This is a genomic window from Cupriavidus taiwanensis (assembly GCF_900249755.1).
Taxonomy (GTDB): Bacteria; Pseudomonadota; Gammaproteobacteria; order Burkholderiales; family Burkholderiaceae; genus Cupriavidus; species Cupriavidus taiwanensis_D.
The window spans coordinates 453,268-471,056 of the sequence record NZ_LT976853.1; the positions used below are offsets into that span (position 1 = coordinate 453,268).

Sequence of the window (17,789 nt, forward strand, 5' to 3'; positions counted from 1 at the left end):
GGATACCATGTCGCACACCATGACCCCGTCGGAAATCGTTTCCGAACTCGACAAGCACATCATCGGCCAGAACAAGGCCAAGAAGGCCGTGGCGGTGGCGCTGCGCAACCGCTGGCGCCGCCAGCAGGTGGCCGACCCCCTGCGCCAGGAAATCACCCCCAAGAACATCCTGATGATCGGGCCGACCGGCGTCGGCAAGACCGAGATCGCGCGGCGCCTGGCCAAGCTGGCCGACGCGCCCTTCATCAAGATCGAGGCCACCAAGTTCACCGAGGTGGGCTACGTCGGCCGCGACGTCGACACCATCGTGCGCGACCTCGCCGAAATGGCGATCAAGCAGACGCGCGAATCCGAGATGAAGAAGGTGCGCACCAAGGCCGAGGACGCTGCCGAGGACCGGCTGCTCGACGTGCTGCTGCCGCCGCCGCGCGACATCGGCTTCTCGCAGCCGGAAGAAAAGGATTCCAACACGCGCCAGGTGTTCCGCAAGAAGCTGCGCGAAGGCTCGCTCGACGACAAGGACATCGAGCTCGAGGTCTCCGCCGGCATGCCGAGCATGGACATCATGGGGCCGCCGGGCATGGAAGACATGACCGAGCAGATCCGCACCATGTTCGCCGGACTGGGCCAGGGCAAGAAGGCGCGCCGCAAGATGAAGGTGAAGGAAGCCTTCAAGCTGCTGATCGACGAAGAGGCAGCCAAGCTGGTCAACGACGAGGAACTGAAGCACAAGGCCATCGCCAACGTCGAGCAGAACGGCATCGTGTTCCTGGACGAGATCGACAAGATCGCCAGCCGCAGCGATATCGGCGGCGGCGAGGTGTCGCGCCAGGGCGTGCAGCGCGACCTGCTGCCGCTGGTCGAAGGCACCACGGTGAACACCAAGTACGGCATGATCAAGACCGACCACATCCTGTTCATCGCCTCGGGCGCGTTCCACCTGTCCAAGCCGAGCGACCTGATCCCCGAGCTGCAGGGCCGCTTCCCGATCCGCGTGGAGCTGGAGTCGCTGTCGGTGCAGGACTTCGAGGCCATCCTGACGCAGACCGATGCCAGCCTGACCAAGCAGTACCAGGCGCTGCTGAATACGGAAGAGGTCAACCTGGTGTTCGCGCCGGACGGCATCCGCCGGCTCGCCGAGATTGCGTTCTCGGTCAACGAGAAGGTCGAGAACATCGGCGCGCGCCGGCTCTACACGGTGATGGAGCGGCTGCTGGAAGACCTGTCGTTCCACGCCAGCAAGTCGTCCGGCGAGACCGTGACGATCGATGCCGCCTACGTGGAAGAGCGCCTGGGCGACCTGGCCGGCAACGAGGACCTGTCGCGCTACGTGCTGTAAGGCCCGCGAGCGGCAATCGGAAGGCGCACCACGGTGCGCCTTTTTTCATGTCCGTGCGTTTCCAGCTGCCACTTCCCGGTAAGGCTCGTAAGCATTGGTAAGCCCGCTGGCCGGCGTTGCCCGGCGATGCGACCCTTGCGCACCTTGACGGTCGATTGACCGGTGCGGGAGCCACCGCATCCCCCTCAACCCACTGGCAGGAGAAATCACATGGTCCATTACAAGACCCGCCGGGTGGTGCTCGCCACCGGCGGCCTGCTGGCCGCGCTGGCAGCGGCCACGGCCTTTCTTTGCATCCGTCCGGCCATCCCCGCTGCCGAAGCCGCGCAATCGGGCACCATCGGCGCGGCCGCCGCCGCGGCGGCGACGCTGGCGCTGGATTCGGGCGCGCTGTTCACGCTGGCGGACCGCCATGCCGGCGACGCCATGCGCATTGCCGACAGCGGCGCGCCGGCGGAGGGCGCCGAGGGCCTGGACTGGGACTACGTCCAGTTGCGCCTGTAAGGCGGCGCCATGCCATGCAAAAGGCCGCGCACTTGCGCGGCCTTTTGCATGGTGGGCTCCTTCAGCGTGATACCGGCCGCTTGCCCAGCTTGCGCTGCAGGGTGCGCCGGTGCATGTTCAGCGCGCGCGCGGTGGCGGAGATATTGCCGCCATGCTCGGCCAGCACGCGCTGGATATGCTCCCATTCCAGCCGCGCCACCGACAGCGGCACCGGCTCTTCCAGCGCGGCCTGCGCCGCGTCTTCCGATACCCCCGCCATCAGCGCGGTCAGGATCGAATCGACATTGGCCGGCTTGGCCAGGTATTCATCGGCGCCTTGCTTGACCGCCGCCACCGCGGTGGCAATGCTGGCGTAGCCGGTCAGGATCAGGATGCGCGCGTCGGGCAGCGCCTGGCGCAGCGGCGCCACCAGCTGCAGCCCGGACTCGGCGGGCGCGGTGCTGCCGGCTTCGGGCGGCGGCTCCAGGTGCAGGTCCAGCGTGACGTAGGCAAAGTCGGTGCGCGCGGCCAGCGCCAGCGCGGTGCGGCCGTCGTGCGCCACCGCCACGGCATAGCCGCGGCGCGTCAGCGCGCGTGCCAGCGTGCCGGCAAAGACTTCGTCGTCGTCGATCACCAGGAAGGGCGTGCCGGCCGGTGCGGTGGCTTCGGGTACCGGGGTGAGGGGTTCGGTCATGGTTGGGAAGGTACGGCGGCGGCCGCCGGTGCGAACAGCGTGGAGAGCGCCGGCAGCCGCAGTTCGGCGACGGTGCCGCCGCCCGGACGGTCATGCCAGGCCAGTTCGCCGCCCATTTGCCGGGCGGCGCTTTGCGCCAGGTACAGGCCGATGCCCTGGCCGCCGTGCTGGCTGGCCACCGGGGTCTCGCCCAGCTGGCCGCGCAGCGCTTCGGGAATGCCGTCGCCATGGTCGGCGACGCGGAACGACAGCCACGGCGCGGTATTGCCCGGGGCCATGGCGATCTGCAACTGCAGCGGCTGCGCGCCGCGTCCGGCGGCCTGCTGGCTGCGCGCGGCGTTGTCCAGCAGGATGGTCAGGATCTGGCCGACGCGCGCGGTTTCCACTGCCTGCGCGCCGGCGCCGGGCGTGGCCACGGCCTGCAGGCTGGCGTTGGGATGGCGCAGCTGCCAGCGCTCGGCAAAGGCCGGCAGCCAGCCGTCGATGCGCTGCGGCGCCAGCGTGGCCGGGTCTTCGCGCAGCCGCGCCAGGGTCGAGCGGCACAGCGCCAGCTGCTGCTCCATGGTCTGCAGGTCGGGCAGGTAGCCGCTGATGGCGGCGGCGCCGCGGTTCGGGTCGCAGGCATCGGCGCGCAGCTCGCCGGCAATCACCGCCAGCGTGGCCAGCGGCGTGCCGATTTCATGCGCGACCGCGGCGGCCTGGCCGTTCAGGTCTTCGACGCGCGCTTCGCGCAGCAGCTGCTCGCGCGCCAGGTTCAGCTGCGCCTCGCGCTGGCGCAGCACGCCCGACAGGCGCGCGACGAACAGCGCGATCATCACCGCGCTGGCGACAAAGTTCAGCCACATGCCGGCCAGGTGGTAGTTCACCGCGTTGTCCGGGTCGTGCAGGTCCAGCGGCACGTATTCGATCAGCAGCACCGTGTAGCAGGCCAGCGCATACAGCGCCAGGACAATCACCTGGCGCCACGGCAGGATGGCCGCGGCGATGGCCAGCCCCGGCAGGTAGAACGAGACGAACGGGTTGGTCGCGCCGCCGGTGTAGAACAGGATGGCCGACAGCGCGGTCAGGTCCACCAGCAGCTGGCCCATCAGCTCGGCCTCGCCGGGCGCGCTGTTGCGCCGCGTGTGCTGGCGCAGCCGCAGGCCGGTGAGCAGGTTGAACAGCGCCTGCAGCCCCAGTACCACCAGCAGCGGCCCGTACGGCAGGCGGATGCCGGCAATCGGCTCGCACACCAGCACGGTCAGCGCCTGTCCGCCCAGCAGCGCCCAGCGCAGCCAGAACAGCCGCCGCAGCGTCACCTGGCCGTGGCGCGCCGAGCTGCCGGCCGGCAGGGGCGACAGGAACGGGAAGTCGGGCAGGCGGGACACGGCTGGGGCGGGGCGCATGGCGCGAGTGTATCAATGCCGCCGCGCGGCGCCGGCGCGTGCGACACCTTGCCGCATTGGCGTGCCGCCACGCTGGCTGCCAGACTGGCTGGTTGCGTGGCCGGGCGCCCGCGCCTGGCGGCCCCGCCGGGCGCAGCAGGGCGGTCCTCGCCATGGTCTAATGTCTGCTTTCAGGAGAGCCTTTGATGCAAGCCAAATTCCGCCCGGCCACGCTGGCCGCACCCTTCGCCCTCGCCGCCGCGCTGGCATCGGGCGCCGCGCTGGCCCAGGTCGATGTCAGCAACGCCTGGGTGCGCGGCACGGTGCCGACCCAGACCGCTTCCGGCGCCTTCATGGTGCTGCACGCGCACGAGAACGCGAAGCTGGTCGGGGTCTCGTCGCCGCTGGCGGTGGCCGAGCTGCACGAGATGAAGATGGAAGGCAACGTGATGCGCATGCGCCAGCTCAAGTCGCTGGACCTGCCGAAAATGCAGAACGTCGAACTGAAGCCGGGCGGCTACCACGTGATGCTGATGGACCTGAAGGGACAGCTCAAGCCCGGCGACACCGTGCCCATCACGCTGAAGATCGAGCAGGGCGGCAAGGTGGTCGAGCAAAAGGTCACCGCCGAAGTGCGCAGCATGGTGCCGGCTGCCGCCAGCGGCGGGCACGCCGGCCACGGCGACCATAAGCACTGACGCACTGGGCGGCCGGGGCAGCCGGCCCCGGGGTCTCAGCCGCGCAGGCTGATCGGCTCGTCCGCCTCCTGGCTTGCCGCCGCCGCCAGCACGCGCTCGCGCAGCCAGGCGTGGGCGGGATCGGCGTCGGTGCGCTGGTGCCAGATCATGCTGAAGGTGAAGTCGTCCAGCGCGAATGGCGGCGCGAACACGGCGTAGCGCGGGTCGTCTTCGAGCGCGGCCAGGCTGCGCCGCGCGGTGGTCAGCACCAGGTTGGTCCCGGCGATCAGCGCCGGCGCCACGCTCCAGTGCGGCACCACGCAGGCGATCTTGCGCCGCCCGCCCAGCCTGGCCACGGCCGCGTCGATGGCATCCATGCGTTCGCTGTGGGTGGCGACCAGCACGTGCGAGCGGGCCAGATACGCCACCTGGTCGAGCCGGCCGGTATCGCGCACGGTGGCGGCATCGACCGCGCAGGCATAGGTCTCGCGGAACAGCTCGGCGGACTGCACGCCTTCGGGCTGGTGGCTGAATACGCCCAGCGCCATGTCGATCTCGCCGTCGGCCACTTGCGCGGTCATGCCTTCGCGGCTGGCCTGCGACACCACCAGGTCGATATTGGGCGCGGCCTTGCGCACCGCGCGCAGCAGCCGCGGCAGCACCACCAGCGCGCCGTAGTCGGACATCGCCAGGCGGAAGCTGCGCCGCGCGGTGGCGGGCTGGAAGCCGCTGGGGCCCAGCAGGATGCGCACCTGCGCCAGCGCCTCGGCCAGCGGGCCGGACAGCTCGTGCGCGCGCGCGCTCAGCACCAGCCCGCCCTTGCCGCGCACCAGGATGGGATCATCGAGCAGCTGCCGCAGCCGCCCGAGCGCATGGCTGACCGCCGGCTGGCTCAGGTGCAGCCGCAGCGCGGCGCGGGAGATATGGCGCTCCGCCAGCAGCGCTTCCAGCACCACCAGCAGGTTGAGGTCGATTCCGCGTAGGCTATTCATTCGGCGAATATTAAACGTACGAAAGCAGAATTGGAAATTCGCAAAGCGATATTTCAAACTGCTGGCATCGCATCTTGCCCTATGGAGCGCGCCATGTCAGGCACCCCGTTGTCGTTTTCGATCCCGGCATCGCTGTGGCTGCCGCTGGGCACCGCGGTGCTGGCCGGCGCCGCGATCCCGTTCCAGGCCGGCGCCAACGCCACGCTCGGGCGCATGCTCGGGCATCCGCTGTCGGCCACGCTGGTGTCGCTGCTGGTCAGCCTGGTGGCGCTGCTGCCGGTGCTGTGGCTGATGCGGGTGCCGCTGCCGTCGCCGGCGGCGCTGGCCCAGGCGCCGGCCTGGCTCTGGAGCGGCGGCGTGCTGGGGGTGTTCTATATCTCCGCCGCGCTGATCATGGCGCCGCGGCTGGGCGCCGCCGGCTTTATTGCCGCGGTGGTGGCCGGGCAGGTGCTGGCCGCGCTGCTGGTGGACCAGTTCGGCCTGGCCGGGTTTGCGGTGCGCGCGCTCACGCCGGCGCGGCTGGCCGGCGCCGCGCTGATCGTGGCCGGGATGCTGGCGATGCAGTGGGACGGCGGCGCGGCCTCGGCGCCGGCGCGTCAGCCGGCCGCCGGATCGGGTACGGAGCCCGGGGTGGAATCCGGCGCCTGACCATCCTGCCGGGCCGCCAGGCAGGCCGGGCACAGGCAGTGCTGGCCCGGCACGATCCGTCGCGCCGGCAGCAGCGGCTGGCTGGCGCACCAGCATTCGGGCAGCCCGGCCGCGTAGCCGCAGACAAAGCCGGCGCCGCAGCGGCTGCAATGTTCGACCGGGCGCAGCTGGCCGGTCAGCACCGTGGCGGCGTTGCTCATGGCCGCCTCCGCGGGACGGTGCGGTTTCGGTCAGGCGAGCGGCAGAGGGCTGCGGACATGATCGATGCGATGGGTAACACTGCAGGGAACACGGACTGCGGGGAACACTGCGCCGCCACGCCGGCCAAACGGCTGAGAGCGCAGGCGCGAAGGCGGTGCGCCTGTTGCATGGACGGAACGCGTTGGTGCCCCGCAGGCCGCTTGCGGCCGGTTCACCGCGCCGGCTTGGGCCGGCGCGCTCGCGCCCCGCGCGGTTTCTTGTAAAATCGGCGCCTGCCGTGGCCGGATGGCGCACTTTCGGGCGATCCCCGTGGGGCGCTCCGTCGGGCTTCCCCCCGGGGACGCGGCTTAGCCATCATACCTGTTGATTCTCACGGATGTCCCCCATGAACGCCGACAACCCCGGGCCTGCCGCAACCACGGTGGCCGCCATTGCTCCCGCGCTGAAAGCCGAGATTCTCGCCGAGGCCCTGCCGTATATCCGCAAGTTCCACGGCAAGACCATCGTGGTCAAGTACGGCGGCAATGCCATGACCGAAGAAAAGCTCAAGCACGGCTTCGCGCGCGACGTGATCCTGCTCAAGCTGGTTGGCATGAACCCGGTGGTGGTGCACGGCGGCGGCCCGCAGATCGACGAGGCGCTGAAAAAGGTCGGCAAGGTCGGCACCTTCGTGCAGGGCATGCGCGTCACCGACGAAGAGACCATGGAAGTGGTCGAGTGGGTGCTGGGCGGTGAAGTCCAGCAGGACATCGTGATGCTGATCAACCAGTACGGCGGCCAGGCCGTCGGCCTGACCGGCAAGGACGGCGGCCTGATCCGCGCCAAGCGCCTGCAGATGCCCGACCGCGAGAACCCGGGCGCGTTCATCGATATCGGCTACGTCGGCGACATCGAGGCGATCAACCCGGCGGTGGTCAAGGCGCTGCAGGACGACGCCTTCATCCCGGTGATCTCGCCGATCGGCTTCTCCGACGACGGCCAGGCCTACAACATCAACGCCGACGTGGTCGCCGGCAAGATGGCCGAGATCCTGAAGGCCGAGAAGCTGGTGATGATGACCAACATCCCGGGCGTGATGGACAAGAAGGGCAACCTGCTGACCGACCTGTCCGCGCGCGAGATCGAAGAACTGTTCGCCGACGGCACCATCTCGGGCGGCATGCTGCCGAAGATCTCGTCGGCGCTGGACGCGGCCAAGAGCGGCGTGCACTCAGTGCACATCATCGACGGCCGCATCGAGCATTCGCTGCTGCTGGAAATCCTGACCGAGCAGGCCTTCGGCACCATGATCCGCTCGCACTGAGCGGAGCCCCGGGGCGGCGCCGGCCACGGCCGCTCGCCCCGGCATATCCCACCATCCTCCGAGTCCGGCGTGCCTTCCAGTCTTCCTTCACCGCGCCGTGTCCGCGCACGCCTGCGCCGCCGTCCCGCGGGCAATACCTCGGGCGACACGGTCTGGCTGTTCGACCTCGACAACACGCTGCATGACGCCTCGCACGCGATCTTCCCGGCGATCAACCGGCTGATGACCGCCTACGTCGCGCGCGTGCTCGGCTGCGACGAGGCCACCGCCAGCCGCGTGCGCGTGGACTACTGGCAGCGCTACGGCGCCACGCTGCTCGGCATGATCCGCCACCACGGCGTGGACGCGGCGGACTTCCTGCGCGCCGCGCACGAATTCCCGGCGCTGGCCGACATGGTGCGGGTGCGGCGCGGGCTGGCCGCGCACCTGAAGCACCTGCCCGGGCGCAAGATCCTGGTCACCAACGCACCGCAGGACTATGCGCGCGCGGTGCTGGAGATCGCCGGAATCCGGCATTGCTTCGAGCGCGTGGTGACGATCGAGCAGATGTGGGTGCATGGCCACCTGCGGCCCAAGCCGGACCGCCGCATGCTGCGCCGGCTGCTGGCGCAGGCGCGCATCGCGCCGCATCGCGCGGTGCTGGTGGAAGATACGGTGTCGCACCTGAAGCGCTACGCCGGCACCGGCATCCGCACCGCGTGGGTGACCGGCTACCTGCGCACGGTCGCACCTTCGCGCCCGCACCTGGTGCCGGCCGCGGCCGCGCATGACGACGGCAGCCGGCGCGACGCCGCGGTGCGCTCGACGCTGGAGGCCGAGGACCGCCGCCAGGCCGGCCACAAGGTGCAGGAGCGCTCGGTGACGCTGGTGGCCGCCGAGGCCCAGGCGCCGCAGGCGCAGCCCGGCGAGGTGCCCCGCGTGCGTGCGCGCGTGCCGAACCGGCCGGCCTATGTGGACATAAAAGTACAATCGATGCATCAACTCCAACGACGAATGCGGAGAACCGGGTCATGACGCAAAGCAACGGGCGCGAACCAGAGGCGGTCATTACAGGCGGCGAGCCGGACCCCGACCAGCCGCCGGCCACGCCGGCGCGCAAGCGTCCGCGCCCCGGCGAGCGCCGCGTGCAGATCCTGCAGACGCTGGCCACCATGCTGGAACACCCGCGCGGGGAGAAGATCACCACCGCGGCGCTGGCCGCGCGGCTGAGCGTGTCCGAGGCGGCGCTGTACCGGCATTTCGCCAGCAAGGCGCAGATGTACGAAGGGCTGATCGGCTTTATCGAGCAGACCGTGTTCGGCCTGATCAACCAGATCACCGACAAGGAAGAGCACGGCCTGCGCCAGGCGCACGCGATCGTGCGCATGCTGCTGTCGTTCGCGGAAAAGAACCCGGGCATGACGCGCGTGCTGACCGGCGAGGCGCTGGTGGGCGAGCACGAAAGGCTGCAGGAGCGCATCAACCAGCTGGTGGACCGCATCGAGGCGTCGCTGCGCCAGTGCCTGAAGGTGGCGGTGACCCAGGCCGCGTTCCCGGCGGATGCCGATATCCCCGCGCGCGCCGCGCTGGTCATGGCGGCGGTGCAGGGCCAGTGGCAGCGCTATGCCAAGAGCGGCTTCCGCAAGTCGCCATCTGACCATGCCGAAGCGCATCTGCGCGTGCTGCTGGGCTGAATGCAACCTGCCGGGCCGATTGCTCTATAATTGCCCGGTCGCGCCGATTTGATGACTGGCTTGCGGGCGCGCGGCAGCCACGGAACAAGGGTCCGGCGGCCTGCCACTATAAATGCGGCTAAAGAGGTTGGGTCGGCGCCCCATGCCACCACGGCAGTGGATGGCGCCGGCACGCGGAATCCCGCAAGGAATCCAGCGAATCCCGACTTGGCTGCGACGCTTGATACGCAAATGCCGGTCGGGTTTTTTTATGCCCGTTCGCCACGGGCCGGATTCCATGACTGATGTCGCCCTGCCGACCGCCGCGCCCGCCGCGCTAGACCTGCCGCCCGATTCGGTCGGCGTGGTCGCGCCGCAGCGCATGCACTTTGCCGAGCCGCTGAAGCTGCGCAACGGTTCGTCCATCGCCGGCTACGACCTGATGGTCGAGACCTACGGCACGCTCAATGCGGCCCGCTCCAACGCCGTGCTGGTGTGCCACGCACTGAACGCCTCGCACCACGTTGCCGGCGTCTATGCCGAAGACCCGCGCGACGTGGGCTGGTGGGACAACATGGTCGGCCCCGGCAAGCCGCTCGATACCAACCGCTTCTTCGTTATCGGCGTCAACAACCTGGGCTCGTGCTTCGGCTCGACCGGACCGATGAGCCTGAACCCGGCCACCGGCGCACCGTATGGCGCGGCGTTCCCGGTGGTCACGGTGGAAGACTGGGTCAATGCGCAGGCGCGCGTGGCCGACGCATTCGGCATCGCGCAGTTCGCCGCGGTGATGGGCGGCAGCCTGGGCGGCATGCAGGCGGTGGCGTGGAGCCTGATGTATCCGGAGCGGCTGCGCCATTGCATCGTGATTGCCTCCACGCCCAAGCTGTCGGCGCAGAACATCGCCTTCAACGAAGTGGCGCGCAGCGCCATCCTGTCGGACCCCGACTTCCACGGCGGCAACTACTACGCGCACGGCGTCAAGCCCAAGCGCGGCCTGCGCGTGGCGCGCATGATCGGCCATATCACCTACCTGTCGGACGAGGACATGGCCGAGAAATTCGGCCGCGAACTCAAGAGCGACGACATCCGCTTCTCGTTCGACGTCGAGTTCCAGGTGGAAAGCTACCTGCGCTACCAGGGCGACAAATTCGCCGAGTACTTCGACGCCAACACCTACCTGCTGATCACGCGCGCGCTCGACTACTTCGATCCCGCGCTGGCCCACGGCGGCGACCTGACGCGTGCGATGGCGCAAACCAAGGCCAGCTTCCTGGTGGCCAGCTTCGGCACCGACTGGCGCTTCGCGCCCAGCCGCAGCCGCGAGCTGGTCAAGGCGCTGCTGGACAACAAGCGCCCGGTCTCGTACGCCGAGATCGACGCGCCGCACGGCCACGACGCCTTCCTGCTCGACGACCCGCGCTATCACAACCTGATGCGCGCCTACTACGACCGCATCGCCCAGGAGATCGGCGCATGAACGCCCTGGCCAATCCCAACATCCTGGCGCTGCGCCCCGACTTCCGCGCGATCGCGCGCTGGATCGAACCCAGTTCCACCGTGCTCGACCTGGGCTGCGGCGACGGCAGCCTGCTGCGCGTGCTGCAGGACGAGCTTGACGTGCAGGCCTACGGCATCGAGATCCGCGACGAAGGCGTGCTGGCCTGCGCGCAGAAGGGCGTGCATGTCATCCAGCAGAACCTGGAGGGCGGGCTGGCGCTGTTCGAGGACAAGAGCTTCGACACGGTGATCCTGTCGCAGACGCTGCAGACCATCCACAACACCGCGCAGGTGCTGCGCGACACGCTGCGGGTGGGGCGCGAATGCATCGTCTCGTTCCCCAACTTCGGCTACTGGCCGCACCGGCTGTCGGTGTTCCGCGGCCGCATGCCGGTGTCGGAATCGCTGCCTTACCAGTGGTACAACACGCCCAACGTGCGCGTGCTGACCATCAGCGACTTCGAGGCGCTGGCGCCCAAGGTCGGCCTGCGCGTGATCGATCGCGTGGTGATGCACGAGGGCGTGACCGTCAACTGGGGTGGCAACTGGCGCGGCAGCCTGGCGGTGTACCGGGTCTGCGCGGCCTGAGCCGATACCGATACGCCGCCTACTCCGGCCGCGCGCCGTCCTGGTACTGCGCGGCAAACTCCGCCGACGGCGGGATCGGCTTGATGATGTCGATCAGCACGCCGTTGGGATCGGCGGTAATGAAATGCCGCTGGCCGAAGGCTTCGTCGCGCAGCGGCTGCAGGATCGGCAGCCCAGCCGCGCGCAGGCGGTCGTGCAGGGCGTCCGGGTCTTCCACCTCGAAATTCAGCAGCAGTCCCTGTGCGCGCTGGCCGCGGGCCGGCGCGGGAATGGTCTCGTGGCTGCCGTCCAGCACGGCGAGGTTGACCGAGGGATCGTCGGCCAGCTGCAGGTGCACGTACCAGTCGCTGGCGAACAAGGGCGTGAAGCCGAAATGACGCTGGTAGAACGCTGCCGTTGCGGCTACGTCGGCGGTCATGATGACCGGGTAGTAGCTGGTGACTTTCACGATATCTCCTCCTTAATACATGCAGCCTGTATGTGAATCCATATTAAGATACAGGCTGCATGTTTGCAAGGAAACCAAAGCGTGGCCCGAACCAACCGTGAACGCACCGTTGCCACCCGCCAGGCGCTGACCGATGCCGCGCGCGCCCTGTTCGTCAGCCGCGGCTACGCCGACACGTCGACGCCCGACGTCTGCGCCGCCGCCGGCATCACGCGCGGCGCGCTGTACCACCACTTCGCCGACAAGCGCGACCTGTTCCGCCACGTGCTGGCCGGGGAAGCCGCGGCCGTCGCCGCCGAGATCGAAGCCGCCACGCCCGCCGGCCAGGCGCCTGCCGAGGCCTTGCTCAGCGGGGCGCAAGCTTACCTGCACGCGATGACGGTGCCTGGCCGCACCCGCCTGCTGCTGGTGGAAGGGCCGGCGGTGCTGGGATTGCGCGAGATGCTGGCGCTCGACGAGGCCAATGCCGCCCGCACGCTGCGCGAGGGGCTGGCGGCGGCGGGCGTGGACGCGGCCGGCGTGGCGCCGCTGCTGTCGGCGGCGTTCGACCGTGCCGCCCTGGAGATCGAGGCCGGCGCCGATGCCGGCCGCGTGCGCGACGCGATGCTGTGGCTGCTGCGCCGGGTACTGGATCAGCCCGGACGCTAGGCTGCGGTCTTTAACGCGGCGCGTCGCCGGCGGTGCTGGCCAGATGGTCGACAAAGGCCCGCACCTTGGGCGGCACATGCCGCGTCGGCGTGTACACCGCGTAGGCCGTGCCGATGTAGGGCTCGAGGATGTCCCAGTCGCCCAGTACGGTGACGACGCGGCCGCGCTCGAGGGCATCGCCCAGCGAGAAATCCGGCACCAGCCCGATGCCGGCATCGCGTTCGACCATGGTCATGATCGCCAGGCTGTTGTTCAGCGTCAGGCGCGGCGGGATGCGCACCTCGACCTTGTCGCCGCCGGCGTGGTGGCGCAAGGTCCAGCGCTCGCCGAAATTGCCGTAGCCCAGGTACAGGCAGCGCGCCGCCGGCAGGTCGGCGGGCGCGGCCGGCGCGCCATGGCGGGCCAGATAGCCGGGCGAGGCCACCAGCCGGTAGCGCACCTCGCGCAGCGGCCGCGCCGCCAGGCCCGGGGCCAGTTCGCGCGCGATGCGCACGGCCACGTCCAGGCCCTCTTCGACGAGGTCGACCATGCGGTCGGCCAGCGTCAGCTGCAGGTCCAGTCCCGGGTATTTCGCCAGCAGCGGCGGCAGCCGTGGCGCCAGCCACGCCTGCCCGAACGACACCGGCGCGCTCACGCGCAGCACCCCGTGCGGCGCACCGCCGTGCTCGCCGGCGAGCGCGGTGACCTCGCGCGCGGCGGCGCTCATGCGCGCGCAGGCGGCGTAGACCGACTGGCCCAGCTCGGTCAGCGCGAACGCGCGCGTGGTCCGCTGCAGCAGGCTCGCGCCGAGCCGGGCTTCCAGCCGCGAGACATGGCGGCTGACCGCCGACGGCGTCATGCCCAGGTCTTGCGCCGCCGCCGAGAAGCTGCCGCATTCGACCACGCGCGCAAACACCGCCATCGCATTGAGTGGCGCATCCAGCATGCGAAATCTCCTGTCTTTGACCTGTAGTCAAATACTAATTGAGTCGTGGCGACATTGTTGACTTGCGCGACGAGTGAAACAATGCGGGCATTGGCCAGACCGGAGTTCCTCATGCCTTCGCAACAACCCCAGCCCGGCGGCGCCTGGCGCATGGTCGCAGCCATGGTGCTGTCGGGCACCATCGGCTGGTTCGTGGTGACCAGCGGCCAGCCGCCGCTCGATGTGGTGTTCTTCCGCTGCCTGTTCGGCGGCGCCGCGCTGCTGGGCGCGCTGACCCTGCAGCGTGGCTGGGTGCGCATGACCCGCGCGCAGGCCGGCTGGCTGGCGCTGGGCGGGGTCACGCTGGTACTCAACTGGCTGGCGCTGTTCTCGGCGTACGCGTACAGCGGCATCGCCATTGCCACGGTGGTCTACCACACCCAGCCGTTCTTCCTGCTGCTGCTGACCTCGGTGCTGCAGCGCGAGCCGTTCCCGTTCGCGCGGCTGCCGTGGCTGGTGCTGGCCTTTGCCGGCGTCATGCTGATCACCGGGCTGGAGCACGGCGCCGGCGGCGCGTCGATGCTGGCCGGCATCGGCCTGGGGCTGCTGGCGGCGCTGCTGTACGCCGTGACCACGCTGGCCACGCGGCGGCTGCAGGCCATCCCGCCGGGCCAGATCGCGGGGCTGCAGATGGTGCTGGGGGTGCTGATGCTGGCGCCGCTGGCGCATCCGGCGGCGGGCAGCTATGGCGGCGGCACCTGGGCCGCGCTGCTGGCGCTGGGGCTGGTGCATACCGGCGTGATGTACACGCTGCTGTATGGCGCGTTCCAGCGGCTGTCGGTGGTGTCGATCGCCACGCTGTCGTTTATCTACCCGCTGGTGGCGATCGTCATCGACGTGCTGGTGTTCGGCGTGGTGCTGGGCCCGCTGCAGGTTGCCGGCATGGCGCTGGTGCTGCTGGGCGTGGTGGCCAACCAGCTCGGCTGGACGCTGCCGCGGCGGCGGCGGGCGCAAGGGTGATGCGGAGGTGGCTGGCGGACGACCAGGCTTGACCGGAACGCTGACTACGGCTAGTGTAGGCAGCTAAAGCGAACGATCGTTCGATTCCAACGAGACAACCTGCCTCCGCCATGTCCACTGCGCCCCAACTGCACGCCACCGGCTCCAGCCCGCTCCATCCCTTCGACGACGCGCTGGCGCTGGTGCCGGCCGGCGAACACCGCTTCCAGGGCCGCACCACGCCGGCGTACTGGAACATGATCGGCCCGTTCGGCGGCATCACGGCCGCCACGCTGCTGCAGGCGGCGATCAACCATCCGCAGCGCCTCGGCGAACCGGTTTCGCTGACCGTCAACTTTGCCGGCCCGATCGCCGAAGGCCCGTTCGAGATCGAGGCGCGCCCGGTTCGCACCAACCGCTCGACCCAGCACTGGACCCTGGAACTGCGCCAGGGCGATGCCGTCGCCACCACCGCCACCGCGATGTTTGCGGTGCGGCGCGACACCTGGGCCTGCGGCGAAGCCGTGATGCCGGACGTGCCGGCCGCCGACACGCTGCCGGCCATGGGCGGATTCGCGCCAGTGCGCTGGCTCAAGTCCTACGACATGCGGCCGGTGCGCGGCGCCAAGCCCACCGCCGAAGCCGGCACCGAGCACCCGGACAGCCTGACCCAGTTCTGGCTGCGCGATGCGCCGGCGCGCACGCCGGACTTTGCCGCGGTGGCGGCGTGGGCCGACAGCTTCTACCCGCGCATCTTCCTCAAGCGCGCGGGCTTCGTGCCGGCCGGCACGGTGTCGATGACCACGTATTTCCATGCCGACGCGGCCACGCTGGCCGCAATGGGCGACCGCCATGTGCTGGCCAGCGCGCAGGCGCAGGTGTTCAGGCAGGGCTTCTTCGACCAGCGCGCGCAGCTGTGGAGCGCCGCGGGCGAGCTGATCGCCAGCTCGCACCAGATCGTCTACTACAAGGAGTAAGCCGGCCGGCTGGCTCAGGCGACCGCTTCGCGCGCCTGGGCCTCGTAGCGGTGCACGGTGTGGCGCATCGCCCAGAGCAGCATCACGCCGGGCAGCGCCACCACCACGGTCCCGAGATAGAAGGGGGCCCAGCCCCAGGCCTCGACCATATAGCCCGAGGTGGGCCCGACGTAGACCCGGCCCACCGACGCCAGTGCCGACAGCAGCGCGTACTGCGTGGCGGAGAACGAGCGGTTGCACAGCGTCATCAGCAGCGCGACGAAGGCCGCCGTGCCCATGCCGCCGCACAGGTTCTCGACCGCGATGGTGGCGCCCATGGTCCACAGGTGCGGCGGCGTCACCGCCAGGATCCAGTAGCCCAGGTTCGACACGGCCTGCAGCACGCCAAACAGCATCAGCGAGCGGTACAGGCCCAGCCGCACCATCAGCGTGCCGCCGAACAGCGCGCCGAGAATGGTCGCGGCCAGCCCCAGGGTCTTGTTGACGATGCCGACCTCGCCCGCCGAGAAGCCCGCGCCGCGGATCAGGAAGGTGGTCGACAGGCTGCCGGCAAAGGCGTCGCCCAGCTTGTACAGCACGATCAGCAGCAGCAGCCACCACGCCCCCCGGCGCGCGAAGAAGTCGCGCAGCGGGCCCACCACCGCCTCTTCCAGCGAGCGCGGCGCGCGCGCGGGCACGTCGGGCTCGGGTGCCCACAGCAGCGTCAGGATGCCCACGCCCATCAGCGCCGCCATCAGCAGGTAGGTCTGCTGCCAGCCCAGCACACGGTCGGCCAGCCACAGCGCCAGGCCGCCCGAGACCAGCATCGCCAGCCGGTAGCCCAGCACCTTGACCGCCGCGCCGGCGCCGCGCTCGGCCGGGCGCAGCACGTCGGTGCTGTAGGCATCGAAGACGATGTCCTGCGAGGCCGACAGGAACGCCACCAGCGTGGCCAGCGCCGCCAGCATCCACAGCGCCTGCTGCGGCGGGCAGAACGCCATGCCGGCGATGCCCAGCACCAGCCCGACCTGCGTCACCAGCAGCCAGCCACGCCGGCGCCCCATCAGCGGCGGCGTGTAGCGGTCCATCAGCGGCGCCCACAGGAACTTGAAGATATAGGCCTGGCCCACCAGCGAGAAAAAGCCGATGGTCTTGATATCCAGCCCTTCGACCGTCATCCACGCCTGCAAGGTGCCCGAAGTCAGCGCCAGCGGCAGGCCGGAGGCAAAGCCCAGCATCAGCATGGCGCCGATGCGGCGGTTGCGGAAGATATCGAGATAGGTCTGGAAATTCATGGACGGGGCAGCGGTGTGCCGCCCGCGCGGCTGCGCGGGCGCCGTGTATTATTGCACCACCTGTTTGCCCACTCTGCGCTTGCGTCCAAGGAATCGCACATGCTTCGCCGCCTGCAAGGTGTTCAGCGTCCCTCCCGACTGCGGCCGGTCCGCGCGCTGGCGCTGGCCGCGGCCCTGCTGCCGCTCGGCTGGAGCCAGCCGGCGCCGGCGCAGCCGCAGGACCCCGGCGCCGGCGGCATCCGGCTCAACCCGGGCGGTTCGGCGGTGCGCAATATCGTGCCGGCCGAGGTGATCGAGCAGCAGGCCGTGCAGGAGTACGAGCAGCTCAAGCAGGAAGCCATCGCCAAGCGCGCCCTCGCCGCCGACAACAACCCGCAACTGATCCGCCTGCGCGCCATCGGCAAGCGCCTGCTGCCGCAGACCGCGCGCTGGAACGAGCGCGCGCGGCAATGGCAGTGGGAAATCAACCTGATCGGCTCGAAGCAGGTCAATGCGTTCTGCATGCCGGGCGGCAAGATCGCGGTCTATACCGGGCTGCTCGACCAGCTCAAGCTGACCGACGACGAAGTCGCCATGGTGATGGGGCACGAGATCGCGCATGCGCTGCAGGAGCACGCGCGCGAGCGCGCCGCCAAGTCCGAGATCACCAACCTGGGCGCCAACGTGATCTCGCAGCTGTTCGGCTTCGGCAACCTCGGCAATATGGCGCTGGGCACCGGCGCGCACCTGCTGACGCTGCGCTTTTCCCGCTCGGACGAGTCCGAGGCGGACCTGATCGGCATGGATGTGGCCGCGCGCGCCGGCTACGATCCGCGCGCCGCGGTGTCGCTGTGGCAGAAGATGGGCAAGGTGTCGCAGTCGGGTGCCGAGTTCCTGTCGACCCATCCGTCCGGGCGCAGCCGCATCGCCGACCTGGAAAAGCACCTGCCCGAGGTGCTGCCGCTGTACGCGCGCGCAATCCACACCACGGTGGACAAGCTGCCGCCCTACCGCGCCAATATGGCGGGGCTGGGCGATGCGCCGGTGGATGCCGGCGACGAGGACCGGCAAAAGCCGCTGAAACGCTGAAACGCTGAACCGTGCGTTGCGGCGGCATTG

The 17,789-nt window shown here is 69.7% G+C and carries 20 protein-coding genes; 13 read left to right on the forward strand and 7 right to left on the reverse strand.

The genetic code is table 11. The annotated features are described in order from the left end of the window. Nucleotides 1–7: 7 nt before the first annotated feature. Nucleotides 8–1,339 carry an ATP-dependent protease ATPase subunit HslU gene (gene hslU, locus CBM2594_RS02060; RefSeq protein WP_116355386.1) on the forward strand — a complete coding sequence of 444 codons (1,332 nt, stop codon included), beginning with the start codon at nt 8–10 and terminating at the stop codon, nt 1,337–1,339. Nucleotides 1,340–1,549: 210 nt separating this feature from the next. Beyond that, on the forward strand, nt 1,550–1,843 hold the full coding sequence (locus CBM2594_RS02065) for a hypothetical protein (RefSeq protein WP_116355387.1): 294 nt from the start codon (nt 1,550–1,552) through the stop codon (nt 1,841–1,843). A gap of 61 nt (nt 1,844–1,904) precedes the next feature. Here the strand turns inward: CBM2594_RS02065 and CBM2594_RS02070 are convergent, their stop codons facing one another. After that, nucleotides 1,905–2,516, reverse strand: a complete 612-nt coding sequence (locus tag CBM2594_RS02070) for a response regulator transcription factor (protein WP_115679153.1) — start codon at nt 2,514–2,516, stop codon at nt 1,905–1,907. After that, nucleotides 2,513–3,901, reverse strand: a complete 1,389-nt coding sequence (locus CBM2594_RS02075; protein WP_116355388.1) for an ATP-binding protein — start codon at nt 3,899–3,901, stop codon at nt 2,513–2,515. The genes CBM2594_RS02070 and CBM2594_RS02075 overlap by 4 nt, the downstream gene beginning before the upstream one ends. Before the next feature lie 185 nt (nt 3,902–4,086). Between CBM2594_RS02075 and CBM2594_RS02080 the strand changes: the two genes are divergently transcribed. Then, nucleotides 4,087–4,578 (forward strand): copper chaperone PCu(A)C, encoded by a 492-nt coding sequence (locus CBM2594_RS02080; RefSeq protein WP_116355389.1) that lies wholly within the window; start codon nt 4,087–4,089, stop codon nt 4,576–4,578. Nucleotides 4,579–4,613: 35 nt separating this feature from the next. Here CBM2594_RS02080 and CBM2594_RS02085 read toward each other — a convergent pair whose 3' ends face one another. Next, nucleotides 4,614–5,549 carry a LysR family transcriptional regulator gene (locus CBM2594_RS02085; protein WP_116355390.1) on the reverse strand — a complete coding sequence of 312 codons (936 nt, stop codon included), beginning with the start codon at nt 5,547–5,549 and terminating at the stop codon, nt 4,614–4,616. Nucleotides 5,550–5,642: 93 nt separating this feature from the next. Between CBM2594_RS02085 and CBM2594_RS02090 the strand changes: the two genes are divergently transcribed. Then, the gene (locus tag CBM2594_RS02090; protein ID WP_116357653.1) at nt 5,643–6,197 is read left to right on the forward strand and encodes a DMT family transporter; all 555 of its coding nucleotides are present in this window, start codon (nt 5,643–5,645) and stop codon (nt 6,195–6,197) included. Here the strand turns inward: CBM2594_RS02090 and CBM2594_RS02095 are convergent. Beyond that, complete coding sequence (locus CBM2594_RS02095) at nt 6,146–6,397, reverse strand: cysteine-rich CWC family protein (RefSeq protein ID WP_116355391.1); 252 nt, start codon at nt 6,395–6,397, stop codon at nt 6,146–6,148. The genes CBM2594_RS02090 and CBM2594_RS02095 overlap by 52 nt on opposite strands. Nucleotides 6,398–6,783: 386 nt before the next feature. On the opposite strand from CBM2594_RS02095, the gene argB reads away from it, so the two are divergent. The 5 genes from argB (at nt 6,784) to metW (ending at nt 11,441) form a co-directional block, all read left to right on the forward strand. Continuing rightward, nucleotides 6,784–7,701 carry an acetylglutamate kinase gene (gene argB, locus CBM2594_RS02100; RefSeq protein WP_010813296.1) on the forward strand — a complete coding sequence of 306 codons (918 nt, stop codon included), beginning with the start codon at nt 6,784–6,786 and terminating at the stop codon, nt 7,699–7,701. 69 nt (nt 7,702–7,770) lie between these two features. Next, nucleotides 7,771–8,715 carry a pyrimidine 5'-nucleotidase gene (locus CBM2594_RS02105; RefSeq protein ID WP_116355392.1) on the forward strand — a complete coding sequence of 315 codons (945 nt, stop codon included), beginning with the start codon at nt 7,771–7,773 and terminating at the stop codon, nt 8,713–8,715. Beyond that, a complete protein-coding gene (gene slmA / locus CBM2594_RS02110) occupies nt 8,712–9,374 on the forward strand; it encodes a nucleoid occlusion factor SlmA (protein WP_116355393.1) in 663 nt (220 codons plus the stop codon). Before CBM2594_RS02105 ends, slmA begins: the two co-directional genes overlap by 4 nt. 277 nt (nt 9,375–9,651) lie before the next feature. Next, the gene (gene metX / locus CBM2594_RS02115) at nt 9,652–10,833 is read left to right on the forward strand and encodes a homoserine O-succinyltransferase MetX (protein WP_116355394.1); all 1,182 of its coding nucleotides are present in this window, start codon (nt 9,652–9,654) and stop codon (nt 10,831–10,833) included. Further along, nucleotides 10,830–11,441: a methionine biosynthesis protein MetW gene (gene metW / locus CBM2594_RS02120; protein ID WP_116355395.1), complete on the forward strand. Its 612-nt coding sequence runs from the start codon at nt 10,830–10,832 to the stop codon at nt 11,439–11,441. The genes metX and metW overlap by 4 nt, the downstream gene beginning before the upstream one ends. Before the next feature lie 19 nt (nt 11,442–11,460). Here metW and CBM2594_RS02125 read toward each other — a convergent pair whose 3' ends face one another. Continuing rightward, on the reverse strand, nt 11,461–11,889 hold the full coding sequence (locus CBM2594_RS02125; protein WP_116355396.1) for a VOC family protein: 429 nt from the start codon (nt 11,887–11,889) through the stop codon (nt 11,461–11,463). Nucleotides 11,890–11,970: 81 nt separating this feature from the next. Here CBM2594_RS02125 and CBM2594_RS02130 point away from each other — a divergent pair, with 81 nt between their 5' ends. Further along, entirely contained in the window at nt 11,971–12,537 is a 567-nt protein-coding gene (locus CBM2594_RS02130; protein WP_116355397.1) for a TetR/AcrR family transcriptional regulator, read from the forward strand. Nucleotides 12,538–12,547: 10 nt separating this feature from the next. Here CBM2594_RS02130 and CBM2594_RS02135 read toward each other — a convergent pair whose 3' ends face one another. Beyond that, nucleotides 12,548–13,462 carry a LysR family transcriptional regulator gene (locus CBM2594_RS02135; protein WP_116355398.1) on the reverse strand — a complete coding sequence of 305 codons (915 nt, stop codon included), beginning with the start codon at nt 13,460–13,462 and terminating at the stop codon, nt 12,548–12,550. A gap of 111 nt (nt 13,463–13,573) precedes the next feature. Here CBM2594_RS02135 and CBM2594_RS02140 point away from each other — a divergent pair, with 111 nt between their 5' ends. Continuing rightward, a complete protein-coding gene (locus CBM2594_RS02140) occupies nt 13,574–14,461 on the forward strand; it encodes a DMT family transporter (RefSeq protein WP_116355399.1) in 888 nt (295 codons plus the stop codon). 110 nt (nt 14,462–14,571) lie between these two features. Beyond that, nucleotides 14,572–15,417, forward strand: coding sequence for an acyl-CoA thioesterase (locus CBM2594_RS02145; protein WP_116355400.1), 846 nt, complete (start codon nt 14,572–14,574; stop codon nt 15,415–15,417). Between the two features lie 14 nt (nt 15,418–15,431). On the opposite strand, the gene CBM2594_RS02150 is transcribed toward CBM2594_RS02145, so the two are convergent. Beyond that, entirely contained in the window at nt 15,432–16,691 is a 1,260-nt protein-coding gene (locus CBM2594_RS02150; RefSeq protein ID WP_116355401.1) for a muropeptide transporter, read from the reverse strand. Between the two features lie 99 nt (nt 16,692–16,790). On the opposite strand from CBM2594_RS02150, the gene CBM2594_RS02155 reads away from it, so the two are divergent. After that, nucleotides 16,791–17,759, forward strand: a complete 969-nt coding sequence (locus tag CBM2594_RS02155; RefSeq protein WP_116355402.1) for a M48 family metallopeptidase — start codon at nt 16,791–16,793, stop codon at nt 17,757–17,759. Nucleotides 17,760–17,789 lie beyond the last annotated feature (30 nt).